Source organism: Nonlabens sp. Hel1_33_55 (genome assembly GCF_900101765.1).
In the GTDB taxonomy this organism is placed as follows: Bacteria; Bacteroidota; Bacteroidia; order Flavobacteriales; family Flavobacteriaceae; genus Nonlabens.
The window spans coordinates 1,242,199-1,262,877 of the sequence record NZ_LT627735.1 but is presented as its reverse complement, the minus strand read 5'-3'; the positions used below and the strand labels follow the sequence as shown (position 1 = coordinate 1,262,877).

The 20,679-nt window shown below is 39.3% G+C and carries 21 protein-coding genes; 9 read left to right on the top strand and 12 right to left on the bottom strand.

Annotated features, from left to right (window positions below):
- Positions 1-69: 69 nt before the first annotated feature.
- The 4 genes from BLO34_RS05465 to BLO34_RS05450 all read right to left on the bottom strand — a co-directional run bounded on the left by BLO34_RS05465 (position 70) and on the right by BLO34_RS05450 (position 3,425).
- Positions 70-498 carry a hypothetical protein gene (locus BLO34_RS05465; RefSeq protein ID WP_090753267.1) on the bottom strand — a complete coding sequence of 143 codons (429 nt, stop codon included), beginning with the start codon at positions 496-498 and terminating at the stop codon, positions 70-72.
- A gap of 4 nt (positions 499-502) precedes the next feature.
- Positions 503-1,393, bottom strand: coding sequence for a 3-hydroxyacyl-CoA dehydrogenase family protein (locus BLO34_RS05460; RefSeq protein WP_090753265.1), 891 nt, complete (start codon positions 1,391-1,393; stop codon positions 503-505).
- A gap of 114 nt (positions 1,394-1,507) precedes the next feature.
- Positions 1,508-1,876 (bottom strand): Hpt domain-containing protein, encoded by a 369-nt coding sequence (locus tag BLO34_RS05455; RefSeq protein ID WP_090753263.1) that lies wholly within the window; start codon positions 1,874-1,876, stop codon positions 1,508-1,510.
- A 10-nt stretch (positions 1,877-1,886) separates the two neighbouring features.
- The gene (locus BLO34_RS05450; protein WP_090753261.1) at positions 1,887-3,425 is read right to left on the bottom strand and encodes a YifB family Mg chelatase-like AAA ATPase; all 1,539 of its coding nucleotides are present in this window, start codon (positions 3,423-3,425) and stop codon (positions 1,887-1,889) included.
- Positions 3,426-3,581: 156 nt separating this feature from the next.
- Here BLO34_RS05450 and BLO34_RS05445 point away from each other — a divergent pair, with 156 nt between their 5' ends.
- Positions 3,582-4,148 (top strand): nitroreductase, encoded by a 567-nt coding sequence (locus BLO34_RS05445; RefSeq protein ID WP_090753260.1) that lies wholly within the window; start codon positions 3,582-3,584, stop codon positions 4,146-4,148.
- A 117-nt stretch (positions 4,149-4,265) separates the two neighbouring features.
- The gene (locus BLO34_RS05440; protein ID WP_197672896.1) at positions 4,266-6,194 is read left to right on the top strand and encodes a DEAD/DEAH box helicase; all 1,929 of its coding nucleotides are present in this window, start codon (positions 4,266-4,268) and stop codon (positions 6,192-6,194) included.
- A 134-nt stretch (positions 6,195-6,328) separates the two neighbouring features.
- Here the strand turns inward: BLO34_RS05440 and BLO34_RS05435 are convergent, their stop codons facing one another.
- The 3 genes from BLO34_RS05435 to smpB form a co-directional block, all read right to left on the bottom strand.
- Positions 6,329-7,258, bottom strand: coding sequence for a hypothetical protein (locus tag BLO34_RS05435; protein WP_090753258.1), 930 nt, complete (start codon positions 7,256-7,258; stop codon positions 6,329-6,331).
- 116 nt (positions 7,259-7,374) lie between these two features.
- Complete coding sequence (locus BLO34_RS05430; protein ID WP_090753256.1) at positions 7,375-9,852, bottom strand: DUF5686 and carboxypeptidase regulatory-like domain-containing protein; 2,478 nt, start codon at positions 9,850-9,852, stop codon at positions 7,375-7,377.
- A gap of 94 nt (positions 9,853-9,946) precedes the next feature.
- Positions 9,947-10,411, bottom strand: coding sequence for an SsrA-binding protein SmpB (gene smpB / locus BLO34_RS05425; protein ID WP_090753254.1), 465 nt, complete (start codon positions 10,409-10,411; stop codon positions 9,947-9,949).
- Positions 10,412-10,461: 50 nt separating this feature from the next.
- Here smpB and BLO34_RS05420 point away from each other — a divergent pair, with 50 nt between their 5' ends.
- The 7 genes from BLO34_RS05420 (at position 10,462) to BLO34_RS05390 (ending at position 16,562) form a co-directional block, all read left to right on the top strand.
- Positions 10,462-11,214 carry a DUF6503 family protein gene (locus BLO34_RS05420; RefSeq protein WP_090753253.1) on the top strand — a complete coding sequence of 251 codons (753 nt, stop codon included), beginning with the start codon at positions 10,462-10,464 and terminating at the stop codon, positions 11,212-11,214.
- A 128-nt stretch (positions 11,215-11,342) separates the two neighbouring features.
- Positions 11,343-12,677, top strand: a complete 1,335-nt coding sequence (locus tag BLO34_RS05415) for a histidine kinase (RefSeq protein ID WP_090753251.1) — start codon at positions 11,343-11,345, stop codon at positions 12,675-12,677.
- 2 nt (positions 12,678-12,679) lie between these two features.
- A complete protein-coding gene (locus BLO34_RS05410; protein WP_090753249.1) occupies positions 12,680-12,991 on the top strand; it encodes a 2TM domain-containing protein in 312 nt (103 codons plus the stop codon).
- On the top strand, positions 12,988-13,767 hold the full coding sequence (locus tag BLO34_RS05405; protein ID WP_090753247.1) for a LytR/AlgR family response regulator transcription factor: 780 nt from the start codon (positions 12,988-12,990) through the stop codon (positions 13,765-13,767). Before BLO34_RS05410 ends, BLO34_RS05405 begins: the two co-directional genes overlap by 4 nt.
- A 117-nt stretch (positions 13,768-13,884) precedes the next feature.
- Positions 13,885-14,580 (top strand): DUF4331 family protein, encoded by a 696-nt coding sequence (locus BLO34_RS05400; RefSeq protein ID WP_090753245.1) that lies wholly within the window; start codon positions 13,885-13,887, stop codon positions 14,578-14,580.
- A gap of 26 nt (positions 14,581-14,606) precedes the next feature.
- Entirely contained in the window at positions 14,607-15,200 is a 594-nt protein-coding gene (locus tag BLO34_RS05395; RefSeq protein WP_090756461.1) for a DUF4331 family protein, read from the top strand.
- Positions 15,201-15,269: 69 nt separating this feature from the next.
- Positions 15,270-16,562: a tetratricopeptide repeat protein gene (locus BLO34_RS05390; RefSeq protein WP_090756459.1), complete on the top strand. Its 1,293-nt coding sequence runs from the start codon at positions 15,270-15,272 to the stop codon at positions 16,560-16,562.
- Positions 16,563-16,856: 294 nt separating this feature from the next.
- Here the strand turns inward: BLO34_RS05390 and BLO34_RS05385 are convergent, their stop codons facing one another.
- From BLO34_RS05385 to BLO34_RS05365, 5 genes are all read right to left on the bottom strand, one after another.
- A complete protein-coding gene (locus BLO34_RS05385; protein ID WP_090753243.1) occupies positions 16,857-17,627 on the bottom strand; it encodes an anti-sigma factor in 771 nt (256 codons plus the stop codon).
- A complete protein-coding gene (locus BLO34_RS05380) occupies positions 17,627-18,163 on the bottom strand; it encodes an RNA polymerase sigma factor (RefSeq protein ID WP_090753241.1) in 537 nt (178 codons plus the stop codon). The genes BLO34_RS05385 and BLO34_RS05380 overlap by 1 nt, the downstream gene beginning before the upstream one ends.
- An 87-nt stretch (positions 18,164-18,250) precedes the next feature.
- Entirely contained in the window at positions 18,251-18,883 is a 633-nt protein-coding gene (locus BLO34_RS05375; protein ID WP_090753239.1) for a superoxide dismutase family protein, read from the bottom strand.
- A gap of 90 nt (positions 18,884-18,973) precedes the next feature.
- Positions 18,974-19,468 (bottom strand): DUF1905 domain-containing protein, encoded by a 495-nt coding sequence (locus BLO34_RS05370; protein WP_090753237.1) that lies wholly within the window; start codon positions 19,466-19,468, stop codon positions 18,974-18,976.
- Positions 19,465-20,676, bottom strand: a complete 1,212-nt coding sequence (locus tag BLO34_RS05365) for a bifunctional alpha/beta hydrolase/OsmC family protein (protein ID WP_090753235.1) — start codon at positions 20,674-20,676, stop codon at positions 19,465-19,467. The genes BLO34_RS05370 and BLO34_RS05365 overlap by 4 nt, the downstream gene beginning before the upstream one ends.
- Positions 20,677-20,679: the final 3 nt, after the last annotated feature.

Here is a 20,679-nt window from a genome sequence, read left to right as displayed (position 1 = left end):
AACTTCCTTAGTAAAAATGTAATTCTCTGAATTAAATTTTGGAAAGTTGTAAAATTTTTTTCTAACCATTTACTTTGTTTCCATTGTTATAGTAGTAACTAATTTATTCTCAATATTATCGATAAGTTCAACTTTTGAAAATACGAGTAGAAAATAGTCCACAGAACTCAAGTTTGTAATATTATTTTTGAATATTGGTTCAAGTTTATGGGCAAGCTTTTTGACTTCCCCATCATTGCTTAAGTCGATCTTTGGATTTTCTAATTCGAAAGAAAACGCTAATTTATTCTGCCCATTCAAAGCTATTTTTTGCACACCATAAAAGAAATTTTCTGTCTGAGCTATTTGTTTAATTTGTTGAACAAAAAGATTACTATTTTGAGCAAATTTTGGAGCAATGATATTACCAGAATCGCCAGCATTCGTTTGTATATTTTGGGGACAGCTGCATGAAGCTATAATAAGGCAAAATACAAGTAAGAAAATATTGTTTTTCATATTGTTATTTCTTGAAACTAATAGATACCTTCTCCGCTTTCCTAGACTCAGAATAATCGTAAAAACCTTCACCAGATTTTACTCCTTTTTTACCAGCCATTACCATATTTACCAATAGCGGACATGGAGCATATTTCGGGTTCTTGAATCCGTCGTACATCACATTTAGAATAGAAAGACAAACATCAAGACCTATAAAATCGGCGAGCTGTAATGGCCCCATAGGATGCGCCATACCTAATTTCATCACGGTATCGATTTCTTCAACACCTGCAACGCCATTATACAGCGTTTCAATAGCCTCATTGATCATGGGCATCAGGATACGGTTAGCCACAAATCCTGGATAGTCGTTCACCTCAGTTGGTGTTTTGCCTAATTCTTCAGACAACTCCATAATTGTTTTGGTAACCTCATCGCTAGTTGAATAACCACGAATGATTTCTACTAATTTCATAATAGGCACAGGATTCATAAAGTGCATCCCAATTACCTTATCAGGCCTGCTCGTTACGGCAGCAATTTGCGTGATGGATATCGAGGATGTGTTTGTTGCTAGAATACAATCTGCTGGTGCAGCTTCATCCATTTGCTTGAAAATCTTCAATTTCAGATCAAGATTTTCTGTAGCAGCCTCAACGATAAGGTCTGCATTTTTCACTCCTTCAGAAACATTAGTAAAGGAAGAGATGTTTTCTAAGGTTTTAGATTTATCAGCATCTGTAATTTTATCCTTAGCGATCATTCGATCCAGATTCTTGCTAATGGTGCCCACTCCTCGATCTATCGCTTCTTGAGAGATGTCAACTAGTGAGACTTTAAATCCTGATTGTGCAAAAGTATGTGCTATGCCGTTACCCATTGTTCCGGCTCCTATAATGGTAATATTTTTCATGGTATGTAATTACTCGATTGTTGTAAAAGGTATATAAAATGGAGATGATAGCAATCATTAGACGCTATCAATCTTATACAATTAAGAATAAATTTAAAGTGATTAAAAGAGAGACTACCTTCTGGTTTTCTTCAAATGCTTGATGGTGCGCATGATTAGTTTCAGGCCTTCATCATAACCTTCCTGGAACTGTTTAAAGAGCGCTGGAATCTCATCAGTATTTTCCTTGCGCTTAGCTCGATCCTCGATTTCTTGTAGTAGCAAGGTTTCCTTTTCCATGCCCAGCATTCTGTAGCTGCTCTTTACCTTGTGAGCCAGCAATCCAGAGGCATAATAATCTTCCTGACCCATCTTACTGATCAAGTCGTCATAATCCATAGGAACTTCCTGCATGAACATTTCAAGTACTGCCACAAAAGTATCTGGATCCTCGCCAAAGGATTCTCTCAACTGCTCTAATTCAAGAATGTCATTTCTGCTCATATCCTACTATTTATGCTAGCCATCCATCACGATCTAGACTGCGATATTGGATCGCTTCAGCAATGTGAGTGCCGTTAATTTGATCAGATTTTTCAAGATCTGCGATCGTTCTTGCGACTTTTAAAATTCTGTCATACGCTCGAGCGCTCAAATTTAAGCGTTCCATAGCATTTTTCAATAAATCTTTGCTGGCATCGTCCAGCGCACAGTGTTTTCTGATCTCCTTAGTTCCCATTTGAGCATTGTAATGAGTCTTCTCGCTTTCGCGAAAGCGTGCTGTTTGAACATCTCTTGCAGCCGTCACTCGCTCACGTATTACCGTAGACTTTTCTGCAAGCCTTTCTTCGGTTAATTTATCAAAAGGAACAGGTGTTACCTCAATATGAATGTCGATTCTATCTAACAGTGGTCCAGAGACTTTGCTTAGGTAGCGCTGCATTTCTGCAGGGCTACTTTGTACGGGTGCGCTAGGATCATTGAAGTAACCACTTGGGCTGGGATTCATACTCGCGACCAGCATGAAACTGGACGGATAAGTAATGGTAAATTTGGCTCTAGAGATGGTCACTTCACGGTCCTCCAGAGGCTGTCGCATGACCTCTAAAACACCTCTTTTAAATTCTGGTAGTTCGTCGAGAAAAAGTACACCGTTATGCGATAATGAGATTTCGCCAGGCTGTGGATAAGCTCCACCGCCGACGAGAGCGACATCTGAAATAGTATGATGCGGACTCCTAAACGGCCGTTGCGCCATGAGTCCTGCCTTTTCAAGCGTTCGCCCTGCAACGCTATGAATTTTGGTAGTTTCCAATGCTTCCTGCAATGTCATGGGTGGTAGGATGGAAGGCAAGCGTTTGGCCAGCATTGTTTTACCAGCACCTGGTGGACCTATGAGAATGATATTATGGCCACCAGCTGCTGCAATTTCCATGCATCGCTTGATGGATTCCTGACCTTTCACATCGCTAAAATCAAATTCTGGATGCTCCAGTGCCTGAAAGAATTCATCGCGAGTGTCCACGATGGTTTCTTCCAATTCCACTCCTTTGTCAAAAAACTGAATCACCTCAGAAATATTCTCTACGCCATACACATTGAGGTCATTGACTATGGCGGCTTCTCGCGCATTATGCTTAGGCAAAATGAATCCCTTGAAACCTTCCTCTCTCGCTTTAATAGCGATGGGCAAAGCACCTTTTATAGGTTGCAACGTTCCATCAAGGGATACCTCGCCCATGATGATATATTTGTCTAGATCATCTGCTTTGATCAAATTTGAGGAAACCATGATTCCTATCGCGATGGGCAAGTCATAGGCGCTTCCTTCCTTGCGCAAATCGGCAGGAGAGAGGTTGATGATGAGTTTTTTGCCAGGCATTTTGTAACCTACGTTGGAAAGTGCCGCAGCAATTCTATAGGAACTTTCACTAATGGCTTTGTCGGGCAATCCCACAAGATGATAGCCTATCCCGGTCGCGGCATTTACCTCAACGGTAATGGTTTGCGCCTCAACGCCAAAAACGGCACTACCGTAAACTTTGGTTAACATGGGTTGGTCTTTGGTTTAAAAATAGGCAAATACACTTAAAGATATAATGATGGATAAATTGCAGCAATATTATTCGAGATCTTAAAGTTATGGCAACTTTTAAGATTGGGAGGAATTACGCTTTCGCGAAAGCGAACTCACCACTATCTTTAAAATATGAAGACACTTTTAGAAACCATACAACATCGCCGTTCCAGATTTCCCGCCGATTATACCCAAGGCGAAATCCATGCTGACCATTTGAATCAAATATTAGAGGCAGCTCGATGGGCGCCCACGCACAAGAAAACCCAACCGTGGAAGTATAAGGTGGTACGCGGTGCTGGTCTGGAAAAGCTGGGTGACTTTATGAAAGATCAATTTGAAAAGAATACAAGCAAATCTGGTATCAAGGCCCGCAAAATGGCCGACAAAATGCAGCAGTCATCTGCCGTTGTTCTAATCTTTTTAAATCGCGATCCCAAAGAGAAGTTGCCAGAATGGGAAGAAGTTGCCGCGGTGTCCATGAGTGTGCAAAATATGTGGCTCATGGCTCATGAGCTGGGTTATGGCGCTTACTGGAGCTCACCAAAAAGCTTTGCACACATGGCAGAATTTCAAACTATAGAAACTTCTGAAAACGACAAGTTTCTAGGCTTTTTCTACATGGGAACGGTCGAGTCTCAAACAACCGATTTACCCAAAAGGAAATCGATAGAAGAGTTTGTAGAATTCATTGACTGATTAATTATCGAATAAGTTGCAAGCCTAGCGCTTTTAGAAGCTGATAACCAAAACGTTAATACACGCTGCAATGCCATCAATTATTTGTACTTTTGCAAAATAATTAAAGACAGTTATTTGAAAAATTTTGAAGCCTTAGGGCTCTCACAGCCGTTACTAGACGGCCTCGCTGAAATGGGGTTTGAAACCCCAACAGAGATTCAGCAACAGTCCATTCCCATTTTATTGAAACACGACGGAGACTTTATAGGTCTTGCGCAAACTGGTACGGGAAAAACTGCTGCTTTTGGTTTACCCTTATTGGATCTTATAGATATTAACTCGAGAGAAACGCAGGCATTGATTCTTGCACCTACTCGAGAACTTGCCCAACAAATTTGTGGGCAAATGGAGCAAATGTCCCAAAAGATGGGCAAGCTTAACGTGGTTCCCGTTTTTGGAGGTGCTAACATAATGACCCAGATACGCGAGATACGTCGCGGTGTACAGATTGTTGTAGCGACTCCAGGTCGCTTGATGGACTTAATGAAACGTAAGGAAGTCAAGTTGGACTCTCTTAAGTTCATGGTGCTGGATGAAGCAGATGAGATGCTTAACATGGGCTTCAAGGAAGACATAGACTTTATCCTTTCAAAGAGTGATGGTGGTCGCCGCATCTGGTTGTTTAGTGCAACCATGGCGCGCGAGATCAAACGCATTGTTGATACCTACATGGTGCAGCCAGAAGAGGTACGCGTTAATCAGGAAAATATTGTTAATACTAACATTGAACACCAGTCGGTGCAATTAAAAGCTTCTGATAAGACTGAGGCTTTGCGTCGTTATCTGGATTATTATGAAGATATGTTTGGCGTGGTATTTTGCCGTACCAAACGTGATACACAAAAAGTTGCTGACGAGTTGAATAACAACGGCTATGCGACTGAAGCTCTGCACGGTGACATGTCACAAGCACAGCGTGATGCTGCGATGAAACGTTTTCGCGATAAGAATTTGAAATTACTAATTGCGACAGATGTTGCTGCTCGTGGTATTGATGTGGATGATATCACCCATGTGATTCACTTTGCCTTGCCAGATGATCCTGAGTTTTATGCGCACCGTTCTGGTCGTACCGCTCGTGCTGGTAAAAAAGGAGTATCTCTTGCCTTGATCACTAAAGGTGATAACCGCAAGCTTAAATACATCGCCAGCAAATTAGGAATAAGTTTTGCGCCAGCAGAGGTTCCAGCACTGGACGCGATTACAGAAAAGCGTATTGCTCGCTGGTCAGACAATCTCAAAAACCAAGAGATCAATCCTAAGATAAGTGATGAGCTTATGGCAAGTGTGATAAAAGGCTTGGAAGAAGTTTCTAAGGAAGATTTGATCGCAAGACTGTTGACTAAAGAATATAACTCGATTTACAAACGTAACTCCATTAAAGATGTCAACGACCGTTCTAAAGGTCGTGATGATGATCGTGGTGGTCGCGGTGATCGTCAACGTGGTGGTCGTGAACGTGGTCGCACCAACGATAGAGGTAAAGAAGAAGGAATGAAAACCTACTTTATCAATTTGGGACGCAAGGACAACATTAACAAAGGAGCTTTATTGGGTTACGTTTGTGATGTGACTGGACTTACCGGTGATGATATAGGACGCATTGTTCTCGATGGAGCACACTCTTTTATGGATGTAAAAGAAGAAGTCGCTTCCCAAATGCTCAAGGTAAACGGTACGCAACGCGATGGTCGTGAACTTAGAGTAGATGAACATCACGGTAAAGTAACCGAATCTAGAGATCGCGGTGGTCGCAGCGGTGGCTTCAAAGGCAAACGCGATGGTGGTGGCTTCAAAGGTCGCAGATCTGATGGTGATTCTGGTGGTGGATATAAAGGACGTCGCTCTGATGGTGATGCACCTTCAGAACCTAGATCTGGCGGATTCAAAGGTCGCAGTACCAAAACTACCGATAGCGATTCTGGTAGAGATCGTTCCTCATCTTCCAAAGGCGGAAAAAAAGGAGCAGGAAGATCTAAGTTCTTCGGTAAGAAATGGGACTAGATTAGTTTCAATTTCCAGCGTGCTGGGATAGTTAATAAATAAAGAATCCCGTTTAGATTTGATCTAAATGGGATTTTTATTGGTTGTTATCTCGCTTTCGCGAAAGCGGTAATAGCATACTTAATGCTTAGAGCCTATTTGTCATACACTAGATAAATTCCATAATAAGCTCTGTTTCCATATATAGCTACTCCATCATTTTCATCAAAAAAATAATAACCCTTGTTTGTCATATCAAACTTCTTGTTTTTACCATCAAGAGCTTTATCAAAGTGTTTATATGATATTTCAGACCCTTTATATAAAACTACCGGATCTGGAGCATTTTTAATATAATACGCTCCGCCTAGATATGTAATCACCGCTGGCACATTAAATTGATACTTTGTAGACATACTCTTTTTACTGAGTATATAATTTTTAGTGTCGAACCTTTCTGTAATACCAGAATGTGGTAGTGAATTAACATGAGAAATTCTAAAAAGATTTTGATCATCAATTAGTTCTAATGGAATTTTCAATGAAAAAGAACCGTCATCATTGGTTTTAGTTTTTAAAATCAAATTTGCTGATACGAACATTACATCAGCATTTTCGATAGGTTTTCCATCACTCTCAAAAATAACGATGGCTTCAAAATGTATGGAATCTTGCTTTTGAACTGGTGAAGCTATAATTCTACTTTTAGCTGAATGAGATATTGCTTCTGAAGAGCTAGTACTTTTTATTATTTCCATTGGTAAGAGGTTTTCTTTTGCCTCAATAGGATGACTTATGGATATAGCAGATGCAAGGAGGATCGCTGCGAAATAGGTAGAGTAAGATGTTTGAGAATTATCCCACTCATTAATTTCAACATTAGGAGCTTGCAATTGTTCTTTATGAATCTTACAGCAAAGATCCTTTTTGGAACTGAATATTTTGAGTATAGTTTCTGATTCTATGTTAGTTAAATCAAGGACATCCTTTGAACAAGAAACACAGAATTCACCGTTTTTGGTAGAATTCATTTCATTCCAGTCTTCTGAGCAAGGTTGTGTCAATTTAATAAGATGATTTCTCATAGCCCTGGAACAAGTTTTTTAGAAATTAATCTTAAATATAATTAATTCGATTGAAAAGGTTGGTCTTCAGATGATTCCAATTTCGTTTAACTCGCTTTCGCGAAAGCAAACTCCTACTACAACCCAAAATTAATCCCAACCACAAAAGCCCCATAATTTCTATCGCTCGTGATGCTGCGCACATAATCCACACGGAATGGTCTGAAGTTGCCAAAACCTATGTTGTCAATCCCAGCACTGACCTCAAAGTAAGGTTTGCGTTGGGTCATCAACGCTTTACCGCTCACGATCAAATCATAGTTCAGTAAGTTGATACCAGGAATCTTACCTAGTAAAAAACCTTTGAAATCATGCTGCACGTGTACTTGTGCATAGGATTCATTGGTACTGTAATCGTAATAATCCAACAATCCAAAACCATAGGGATTGAGCGCGGCTAGTTTGTAGCGCAGTTGGTTGCCATTGAAATGTTGTGCGTCTATAAGCGAGATGCCGTCTGCATCAAAGAAAGTGCCCGCATTCACCCAGTAACTACTACGACCCAGATTTCCCTGATCAAAGTTTTGCCAGATGCTTGCACTTATTTGATGGTAATTGTAGTTGCTCTCGCTTGCTGCAAATCCGCCTTCGTAGTTTAGTCGTATGGTTGGATATTTCTCATTGACGATGTTGAATTTTTGGTCTGGATAACTCTGGTATTTTTGACCTGGCCGTATGGTCAATCCTGCACCAACTTTTAATAACTCATGTTCTCGCACGAATCCCAACCGATTCTGATCCAGAAACAAAGGATTATTAGGCGTGTAATCGACATCTGATTGCGTGAACCAAACCTGATCGGTTGTGTTTTTCAATGGCTGTCGTCGCTCATATCCTACAGATCCGTTTAGAAAAAAACCATTGGTCACTTCCTCTGAATAACTGAATCGAGCATAATCACGTTCAAAGAATTTAGCATAGTTGCGTTCAAAAAACAAACTTGAAATGGAGTTTTCCAATCCAGAAATAGGATTGCTGGTGTTTATTTGAGCGACTTCAGTTCCTCCAGAAAGCGAGATGCTCCTGCGATTAGTGCGATTGAATCTATAGGAAATACGCCCATCATATCTAAGCCGATCATCGCTGGTACCGTAATTAAAATTAACTGCGGTGTAAAAACTTTGATTGTAATCTTCATCAAAGCCTTTAGAGTAACTGAGGCCACTGCCCAAAACAAATCCTTGAACTGTATTAAATCCTTGAAAAGCACCCAAGTCTAAGATTCCATCGTAACTGATCCTGTAATTCTCATTGGAATCGCGATAGGTATAACCTGTCAATACATCCAGCACACCGAATTTATTTTCCACTCGATCCACACTATCTTTATATTTAGGATCATTTCTCACGGCAGAAATACTGTCTTTTTTTACATATTCTCTAGATTCATCTGCGGTTAAAGGAACCGGTCTGACTTGTTTCCAGAAGAGACTATCTTTTTTATTGGCGTCTGGATTGAAAGCAAGAACCTCTGCACCAAAAGCTTTTTTATCAAATTCTGGTTTGAAATTATAGTTGGTATAGTTAGCGATGAACCTACCGTTGCCCTCAAATCCAAATAAGCCAAAAGAGAAAACGATGTTTTGATTTCGTTTAACCCAGTCGCTAGTTTCCGTTTCATAAGTGAAATCCTGCGTGAATGTAATTTCCCTTATAAATGGTACGTTGATGTTTTGACCTGTTGTTGTCAATTCCAGACCATAAATGGTCCACTGATCTTCTACAATATATATGATTCCATTAAAGGTATTGTCATTGGGACGCCGTGAGGTGACCTCAATTTTATTAATCAAGAAATTGTTGCTATCATAGAATGTTCCCAGTAGTTTATATCTGTAATAGGTAAAAGCATAATCTGCGATGGGTGATACAATCCTATTATTAAGGTCAATGTTGTTATTGTAGAAATCAAAGTTGGCACTCTCTGCACTGTTGGCGCTAAAACCACGGTCATCGCCGCTTACCTTGCTTGCTGTGATAAATTCCTTAAAATTGTCTGGAGCCTCATAAGCTATATTGCTAACTGTTTCTGATAGATAGATGACACCACTGCGTGTCAAGGAATCGAGAGAACCATCTAGATCACCTATTTCCTGACCCAAAAATTTTTCTGGAACATCTTCCATTCCCATCAAACCACGAGAGTAAAAGTCTGCGGTGTAGCTGGATCCTTTTAATCGGTTGGCTTCTCTGTTGGCGATGGCTTCACGTATGACGCGATCAGCTGGATTTTCATCGCTGCGCACAACCACTTCATCAAGTGACGTAGTTTCAGTAAGAAGTGTGGCATTCAACTCGAAGGGTAGTTTATCAATACTGACGGTAACCTCGTTGGTTTTGTACCCTAGACTTTGAAAGACGACAGTGTAGCCACCCGTTTTTTTGACATCAAGTTGGTAAATCCCATCCACGTTAGTCGATGTTCCCGTGTAGGTATCCTTTATAAAAATACTAGCAAACGGAATGGATTCTCCGTCGGCATCAGTGACGGTACCAGTTATTTGTGCGGTCGATAAAAAGGAAATGAGAAGGAAAAGAGTGTAAAATAACTTCATAAATGAACGAATTGGTGGTTGTTTAAAGGAGTCATGGCTGTCAACTTTTAAGCCAGGTCTCTATTCATAGACGTTCAAAAATGCAAATAGTTGTTTAAGTGTTGTAGGTTTTTTTAATTTGATCCATGCGCTTTTTGTTATCCCTGTTCTTTATAGTCTCACGTTTATCGTAGAGTTTCTTACCCTTAGCAAGAGATATCTGGATTTTTGCAAAACCACGATCATTGATAAACATGACTAGCGGGATGATGGTGTTTCCAGAATTTGTCACGTCTTTGTAAAGCTTTTTAAGCTCGCGACGCTGGAGTAGGAGTTTGCGAGCAGCCTTAGGCGCATGGTTAAAATGAGTTGCGTGGGAATACTCCTGTATGGTCATATTAATAATCCATAGTTCGTCGTCCTTGAACTCACAAAAAGCCTCAGCAATACTGGCCTTACCTAGTCGAATCGCTTTGATTTCAGTACCTCCCAAAACGATTCCCGCGGTATACTTGTCCAGCAGTTCATATTCAAATCGTGCCTTTCGGTTTTTTATCTGTACGTTATTCTTGAAATCCATTAACGCAAATATAATTTAACAGTTCGTGGGCATCGTTATATATTTGTGAAATGAAAAAGATCTGGTTTTTAGTATACGGTTTTGCGGTTTTGACAATGATATCATGTCAGGACGATTCCATCACAGCAGAAGAAATTATTGCTAAAAGCATTACCGCTCATGGAGCAGATGTGGCTGCAAATGCAACTTTGGATTTTACCTTTAGAAGTATCAATTATAAGGCAGATAGATTAGGTGGTAACTATGTATACCAGCGCCAATTTTTAAAGAATGATTTGCCGGTAATAGATCGATTGGATAACAAAGGTTTTGTCAGGACAGTCAATGATAGTGTAGTGTCTTTACCAGACTCGTTGAGTACACGATACAGCGCATCTCTTAATAGCGTTGTGTATTTCGCGCAATTGCCCTACAGTCTTGACGGTGATGCGGTGATTCTTGAAAATCTGGGAATGGATCAAATCAATGGACAGGATTATCACCAGATCAAAGTGACATTTAAAGAAGATGGTGGCGGTGAGGATCACGAGGATGAGTTTGTGTATTGGATCGATGCAACCGACTATCTCATTGACTTTTTGGCTTACTCTTACTGTGAGGATGAATGTGGGTTCCGCTTTCGCGAAAGCGTAAACCGTAGAAACCTCGATGGGATTATCGTGCAGGATTATAAGAATTACAGATCTGAGAGTTCTGATCCGGTACTGGAAGATCTTGATGAGGCCTTTGAAGCCGGCAAACTGGAGTTGATGAGCGAGATCAAGTCAGAATTTCCCAAGGTGACCATCAAAAGCGCACCGTAAACCTCTTCATTTTACAATTCAGTAGCTGTATTTGACAGTTGGGTAGCATGCGTTTTTCATAACTGGATGTTCAAGGCATCTTTGTGTCGTTCTCTAATAAGATTTACATTTAGGGAATGCCCAGCCACATGATACTAAAAAAACTCATTCGTCTCATTCTCATCAGCATTTTGATAGGTGCTGGAATCACGATTGTCAACCTGTTTCAATCTGGATTTGACACGACGGTTGAGGATTGTTTCTCTAATATAGGAATGAATTCCATGTTTGCCTTCTTCCTCACATTTGTGAATGAGGCGCTTGTTGACTATCTCAATAAACATTTATCGTGGCAACAACAGCCGGTAGTTAGATTGCTGGCAGGTGTTGTAGGATCCATCATTGTCACGATGGTCACCTTATTTTTCTTGATTGGATTCATACAGATCGTTATTTACGATAACACGGTGCAGAATTATCTAGATGGACAAAGTGTTGAATGGTATGTTGGTGGCGTGATCATCACACTGGTGATTACCTTGATATTTCACGCTTTCTACTTCTATAAGGAACTCCAGAAATCCAAAATAAAGGAGCAAAAAGTAATCGCAGGATCTGCCACAGCACAATTCGATGCGCTAAAGAATCAATTGGATCCACATTTTTTATTCAATAGCTTGAATGTTCTGGTATCCTTAATAGAAGAAAATCCAGAAGCTGCCGTGAATTTTACGACTTCGCTTTCTAAGGTGTATCGATATGTTTTGGAACAACGCTGTAAAGGACTAGTTTCCTTAGAAGAAGAATTAGTTTTCGCGAGAACTTATGTCAGACTTCTAAAGATGAGATTTGAAGATAGCCTTGACATTTCCATTCCAGCTACGGTATCCAATTCAGATTTACAGATAGTACCGCTATCACTCCAGTTGCTTATTGAAAATGCAGTGAAGCATAATATTATCAACGATAGTCAGCCTCTAAAGCTGTCTATATATGAAGAAGGAATTCATCTGATAATTGAGAATAATCTACAGGAAAAGTCAGTCGTGAGTACAGGTACAGGCGTTGGGCTCAATAACATAGCATCTCGCTATTCTTTGTTGACTAGCGACCAGATGAAGATTGAAAAAACGAGGGAAACTTTTAAGGTGACCTTGCCTTTACTGGATAAAAGCCAAATTCAAACCTTAAAATCAGAAGTTATTGAAGCTACTATAGAAGACAGGAAACTGGTCGACGCGAGAGAAAAAGTGAAGGACATCAAGAAGTTCTATGATGACGCAGTGAAAACGGTGTTCATTCTATTTTTTCTGGGATTGCTTAACTATTTCACGGGTGGCATTCCTTGGGTGATTTTCCCAGCCATAGGAATGGGAATAGGCCTTTTCTTCCAGTATCAGCGCAGTTTTGATAAAGACATTTTCCTAAACCGAAACTGGCAGCAAAACAAGATCAATGAATTAATGAACGATAAAAATTTCTAACCATGAACACGCAAGAATCATATCAAGAGCGATACACTAGAGCCAAAGCTCGTGTTGAAGAGCTAAAGGCATTCTATAACCACGTCATTATATACCTTATTATTAATTCTGGACTAGCTGCTCTCAATTATTACAGTAATGAATGGAGCTTCCCTTGGTTTTTATTTCCTTTATTGGGTTGGGGCATAGGATTGTTGAGTCATGCCGCAGGTGTTTTTAGACTCAATCCATTTACAGGAAAGGATTGGGAAAACAGAAAGCTGCAAGAACTTATGGAGAATGAGGAAGATCAAACATTAATCAACACCAAATGAATATCTTAATCGTAGAAGATGAAAAACCAGCCGCTAGACGGTTGACGCGCATGTTGGAAAAGCTAGGTTTGCAGGTGGATACAGCGGTGCATTCTGTTAAGGAATCTGTGGAATACTTGTCCAGCAATGAATCTCCTGACTTGATTTTTCTGGATATTCAGCTTAGCGATGGCCTTTCTTTTGAAATCTTTGACCATGTCGATGTCGATAGCGCGATCATTTTTACCACGGCATACGATGAGTATGCGCTCAAGGCTTTCAAACTTAACAGCATCGATTATTTGTTGAAACCTATTGATGCCGAAGAATTGGAGCAGGCTGTAGATAAGTATAAGTTACGCTTTCGCGAAAGCGATGAAAACCAAAAACTCTCAACAAAAATAAGTCCTGCAGACCTACAACAAATTGCTGCGTTGCTCAACGGTAACACAACTAGCTATAAAAACAGGTACACGACAAAAATTGGGGAACACATCAAGTTGTTCACAGCAGATGAGATCCAGCTGTTCTATTCAGAGAATAAAGGGACATATATCAATCTGCCTAACGGGCGCAATTATTTGATTGATTCAAAGCTTGAACTAGTGGAAACAGAACTTGATCCACAAAAGTTTTTTAGAATATCCCGTCAGGCGATAGTTCACGTTGATGGAATAGCAGACATTATTGCCTACACTAATTCCAGACTTAAAGTTATAATTGATTCATTCTCAGAATTTGATTTGATCGTAAGTAGGGAGCGAGTTAAGGATTTTAAGCAGTGGTTAGAGGGATGAATGACTTAATATTGTCTCTTTTACAGTTTTTTAGCACGGTTTAACGTTTTATTCAAATCCATCATCGCTTCTTCTTCGTTAATTAGATATATAATACTAATTACTAATAAAAAAACTATGAAAAAAATTGCCCTTTGGTCAAGTATTGCGGTTTGTACCGTAGCTGGAATCTTTATTGCAGCTGACCACGTCGACGCCACTGACGTCGCTATGACAAGTTCTGATATTGCAGATTTTTATGCATTTGAAGGACAGAATTCTGATGCTACAACGTTTGTAGTAACATTACCAGCAGGTTCTAATAGTGCTCAATTTGACGAAAACGTACTTATTGAAATTAATATTGACAACACTGGTGTTGAAAACGGTGGAGTTGTTGAAGATCTTGTGATCCAAGCATTAAGACAAGGAGACCAAATGTATTTCTTTGGACCATATCGTCCATCTACTACAGGTTTGTCAAGTACTATTGATGTTGATGAATTTGCAGCTTCTGTAAATATTGGAAGTACGACTACTTCTAATGGAGTTAGTTATTTCGCAGGATTGCGTCAAGATGCTTTCTTCTTTGACTTTGAAGCTTTCAACGCAATTAAAGGTGCTGTAGTTGCAGGAAACACACCACCAGCTGACGGTTTTGGATCTACAGGAAACAATTTCTTTGCACCTCTTAATGTAAATGCAATTGTTATTGAAATTCCTAATACTATGTTGGGAACTGCTCCTACTCACATTGTGGACCAATTATTGGCTCCTAATGGACCAGGATTACCAGCTGCATATAACGTTTGGGTAGAAACAAAAAGAAGATAAAATTAATCAATCTAAAAAATCATAAAATGAAAATATATAATATAAAATATGCAGTTCTTGCATTAGCGATTACCGCATTTACAGTTAGCTGTAATGATGATGACGATATAACTGGTGGACCAATTGCGAGTACAGACTTTACTGGTACTTTCCAACAAGAGGATCAAATGGGACGTCCGGGAATAAATACTGTATTTCCTATATCAGAAGCTGATGAGAATGAATTTAATGTTACAATTCCTGCTAATCAAATAAACAGATGGCAGCCAACTTTTCAGGGAACTGTAGAAGCATTATACAATGCTTATGGAGCAACTTATGAGAATAACATTTTAGGACTTGATTTGCCTACTTTGACTACAGCTTTAGCTTTAGACGTACTTCAAGTTTCACCTGGTGCTGATACAGCATACTTCACGCCAAGTACTGGTGTACCATTGACTGGTAGAAGATTGCAGGATGATGTAATTGATGTATCCTTAATCTTACTCTTCGGAGGTAACGATGGTGCTCGTTTTGACGGTGACAACGGAACTCCTGAACTTGTAACTGATAACGTAGGTTTAGAAAATGGAACGACTTCAAATAGTTTCCCATATTTGCAACCAGCAAGTTTCTAGAAATTAATTTTTAAATTAGATTTAGCCGATTCTTTAACGAGAATCGGCTTTATTGTTTAGCATATGCTTATGAAGAATATATTTTATGGATTAGCGATCCTAAGTTTAATCGCTTGTAAAACCGAACCAGAACAAACAAAGGTGGCTAACATTACTAGTCCTGAAGATTATCAAAAATATCTTGATAAAGACGAATCAGGAATGGTTGACACTTTAAAGATAGAGATTACGCAATTGAAAATGGAAGCTGGCGAAGATTCTACCAGAATAGGTCATAACGCCAGAATTGCAGGAAAGTTGGATAAATTATTTGATCTGACTGGTGATGTTGATTATTTAAATGAGTCAGTTCGCTTTCGCGAAAGCGTATCCCGTAATTCCTACATAAGACCAGAAAGTTCTAAAAGAACGCTTGCACAGTCCTATATCAAACAACATCGCTTCAAGAAAGCAGATAGTTTAGTCAACAGTTTCACACAGGATTACAGCAGTGTGGAAAGCAATATGGTGCAATTTGATATAGCCCTCGAGTTAGGTCAGTACGTACGAGCAGAGTCACTTTTAGATAGTCTACGTGATGCTAATAGTTTTAATTATCTAATACGTGCCGGAAAATGGAATGATCACATAGGGCAATTAGACACGACTATTGAATTATTGGAACGAGCTATGACGCTCGCAGACCAGAGCGGTAATCAATACCTACAAATATGGTCATATTCAAACATCGCAGATTACTATGGGCACAATGGTCAATTAGAGAAATCTTACGAGCACTATTTGAAAACGTTGGAGTTAGATCCTTATAATACGTATGCTTTAAAAGGCATCGCATGGATTGCTTATTCCAATGATCGTGATCCAGAAGAAGCACGAACTATTCTTGAGGCTATTCAAAAACGTCACCCGTTACCAGATTATAATCTTGAGCTTGCAGAACTCGCCGCTTTTGAGAACGACATGGAGAGATCAATGGAACTAAAAAATAAATTCATGAAATCTGTAGATGACCCAGCTTATGGTGGTATGTATAATGCATACATGATAAGTGAACTAATCGATGCTGGTAAAACTCAGGAAGCTGTTGATCTCGCCTATAAAGAGGTTTCAAATCGTGCAACGCCAGAAACCTATGATCTATTAGGTTATGCCTTACTCAAAAACGGCAACCCAAAACAAGCGCTTACAAATCATGAAGAACATGTCATTGGTAAAACCTTTGAACCTGTAGCTCAATTTCATACCGCTTTAATACTCAAAGCAAACGGCATGGTGGAAGAGGCTAATCAATTTAAGAATGAACTTCTCGAAACAGAATATGAAATGGGACCAGTAACTTTTAAAGAAATTCAATCTATTTAAAACCGTATCTAATGTATTTACGTACATAGTATAGATAGTTAGTCACTCTGAAACTGAGAATCTTAGAGGACTATTGGTTGGTTAGTTTAGGAATGCCTGATTCGCAAGAGTCAGGCATTTTTGATGGGTCACATTTAAACCTCTTATGCTTAGCTATGGTAAATGCCTCCTAAGCCCATTTTATATTTAATTCATTGGATTATTAAGACATTAATCAGGTAGAAACTAGCTGCGAATAAAAAAGCCGCAATCTGTAGAGACGCGGCTTTCAATGTTTCAAATTCTCAGGTGTTACTATTCTATAACTCCCAATGTATATAATTTTTCCAGTGTAGGCGATTCACTACCACCAGCATTTTCCAATGTAATACCAAATGCTTGTGTTTCAAAGCTATTGTCAAATTCTACAAATTTCTGTTCATTTATTGAAACTACACCTAGATCAGTTGGAGATAATGGATTTAAGGTAAGTGACCATAATTGATAGGTCATATTTTCTGGAGCTTCTGGTAGTCCTGAAACATCAACGTATGTTTTATCACTAATAGGATTGTGAAATGCCACAGCGCTTGAACTTGCAAAGTCTCCTTGACCTGCAAGATTCACCTTTATAGTGTTTTTATCCTTAATAAAAGCCAGCGCCTCTTGATAGTCTGCGTTGAGATCATCAAGTTGATCTAATTCTGTATTAAGAATATCATTGGTTCTTTCTGTATCGACGAGCTGTTCATTGAGATTTGTATTCTCATGGAAAAAATATCCAGCTCCAATAAAGAGTAATATAGCAGCTGCCCAACCTAAATATTGGCTCCAGTTGGAAGAGTCGCTACCATGTTCTGTTTCTTTTATATAGTTACGTAAGTTTTCATAGATTTTCACCTCGTCAATACTAGGTGAAATTCCCGCTGCAAGTTTGAAGTAAGCATCTTCAATATTTTGAACTTCATTTTGAAGCTCATCACTTTTTTTAACTTGCTTTGAAATCTCTCTGGATTGTTCTCGTGTTAGTACACCACAAACGTATGCCTCAAGATCTCCGCTATTTTTTAGTTCATCTACCGTCATCAGTTGATCATCATTTCTCGTAGGTTATTCAGGCACCTTCTGTGTCTGGTCTTCAAAGTCCCGGATGGCATATCCAGTTCTTTTGCGCCATCTTTAAAGGTGAATCCTTTAAAGAATATGATATCGATGATTTTAACACACATGGGTTCTAGTTTGTCGACCCATTCTCTGAGGAACATACCATCTGTTTTATCCTCAAGATTATCATTTGACACTATTACATCTACGAAATTATCGGTACTTAAGTTTTTAAGACTGTTTTTATGGTTCTTACTGCGCAGATAATCGATAGATGCATTGCGAGCGATATTCAGTGTCCAAGTAAAAAACCTTCCTGAAGACTTATCATAGCTTTTAGCATTCTTCCAGATTTTAATAAATACATCCTGTAATATCTCTTGGGCAACATCCTCATTTTTAACGATGGCAAAAATAACGCCGTGTAATGCCTTATGGTATCGCTCATAAATTCTATTAAATGCGACCTCGCTGCCTTCCTGCAGGCGGCCGATCAATAGATCTGGTTGTAAGTTCATAGTCAGTTTTAAAGTTTTCTAAAGATGCAAAAAAAAATCTACAAGCGTGTTGCTTGTAGATTTCTAATTTTAAGAAGTTAATGCGATCTATTCAATCACACCGCAAGCTACTCTTGCACCAGCAGCACCGCTAGGTTGACTTGTAAAATCATCTGCCTTAGCGTGAACTATTACAGATTTACCAACGATATTTTTAGAGTCGTCATCACAATCTAGACACCATTGGTCTGTAGAGAACTCCTTAATGGTTATACCTTCACTGTCTGTTTCTAAATTTCCTATGTCACCCATGTGATAGCTTCCATCACCCCAATCACCGTGTTCATCTGATGTTGGATTCCAGTGACCACCTGCGCTAGATCCATCTCTGGAATCACAATTTCCATTTTCATGAATGTGAATGGCATGTGTACCTTCTGATAAACCTTTTAAGTTGGCAGTCATTGTAACTGTTCCGTTTTCTTCAACAAAACGAATGGAACCCGTAACGCCACTTTCACTTTTTGATCCCATTGGTACAACTATAGACATTTTATCGCCTGAATTGCTATTCATAGAGTCCATATCATCACTATTCATAGAATCTCCATCCATATCCATGTCAGATCCATCTACTTCTTCCATTTCCATATCATCTACCATGGTATCATTCTCTTTTTCCTTACAGGAAACTGTAAAGATTAATGCCATAATCATAATGGCTAAGTTTAATTTTTTCATTGTTTTTTGTTTTTGGTTAACTGATTACAATTTAGAGAAGTGAATAACGACTGCCAATGTTTTTAGAAATCTTTATGGGTTTGCAGCACCTTACGAAGGTAATATCTTCTCAAACTTCATGGGATTTAGATTACCCATCTTCAGGTTTTCCATGGCGTTGAGTGCTACATCAACTCTTTTTTGAGAGTCATTGATTCTATAGATCATGAATATGATATTACGCTGCTTGCCAGGAAGCAGGTTTTCAAAGATTTGGTAAGCTTCATAATCGCTCAGCAATACCGCTTCAAGTTCTTCGGTCATTGGAGCTTGATATTTGCTGGTGTCTTCACTCATGGAAACTTTTACCGTATCGCCATCTTCCAAATTAAGAGCTTTGCGATTAGCTTTTGAAAGCATTAAATATTTGATTCCCTTTCTTTTGATGACGCCTGCATATAGTGTTACCTCATTATCGGCTTTTGAAACTTCGGCAACGACTCTTTTGATTTTTGAGATTTCGAGCTGCTCAGCGATGTCGTCTGGAATTATTAACGTTCCTATCCAGCCATTGTGACCAACAGACGTTTCGAAAGTAAAGATCATAACAATTTAGTAAGCACCTGCGTTTCAGAATGTAGCGTTTTGTGAACGGGACATTTATCTGCTATTTGTAACAGTTTTTTTATTTGCGATTCTTCTAGATCATCTGGAAATTTGATGTGTCTGGTGAACGTGTCAATCTTGGCGCTATCATTTTCACAGTTTTCACAATCTTCACTGTGTTGTTTATTATACGTAACATGACATTCTACATTCTCGACGTTCCATTTTTTCCGTTTTGAATACATCTGTATGGTCATGACCGTACAAGCCGCTAGACCACTGGATAATAAATCGTACGGAGTTGGACCGTAGTCATTACCATTATACGATATAGGCTCGTCTGCGGTAAAATAATGATTTCCAGCTTTGATCTGAGTAGTGAAACCGCTTCTAGCATCAAGACTTGCGGCTACCTCAAAGTTCGATTTTACAGGGTCTTCTGTCAGGATTTCCAAATAACGGCTCGCCCAGCCCGCGATAACATTACCTGCATATAAACTATCTTCTTTGTCAGTAAGCAAGTGGTTAGCTCCATCCAGACTTATAAAACTTTTGGGATGCATAGCAGCTTGATATAACTTTTCTGCGTGATTGATGCTCACGGTATCGTCTTGTGGCGAGTGACAAAAGAGTATAGGCTTGCGCAATTTTTTAAGAGTCTGCGTCAACATTTGCTCGTCAACATCACGCAAGAACTGCTCCTTGATCTTAAAAGGTCTACCGCTTAATTCCACGACCGCTTCACCGTTTTCAATAATAGCTTCAATCTGATCGCCAAAGAGATGTTTCACATGCTTAGTATCGCTAGGTGTCCCAATAGTTACTATAGCTTTTATCGATTCCGCTTTCGCGGAAGCGAAAATAACTGCAGCACCACCTAAAGAATGACCTATCGCTAGAGTAGGAGCTTGATGATTGACCCTTAGGTATTCAACGGCAGCGAGCAGATCTTCCACATTTCCAGAAAAATTGGTATCGCCAAAATCACCTTCAGAATCTCCCAATCCTGTAAAATCAAATCTCAAAACACCAAAACCAGCACCAGTCAAGGCTCGCGTAATATTGCGAGTCGCGGTAAAGTTTTTACTACAGGTAAAACAGTGCGCAAAAATGGCAAAGTTATGCGGCTTTTGATCTACCGGTAATTCAATCCTTCCACTCAAGTCCTTACCGTCAGCATTCTGAAAGGTAATTTTGTTGATTTTCATACG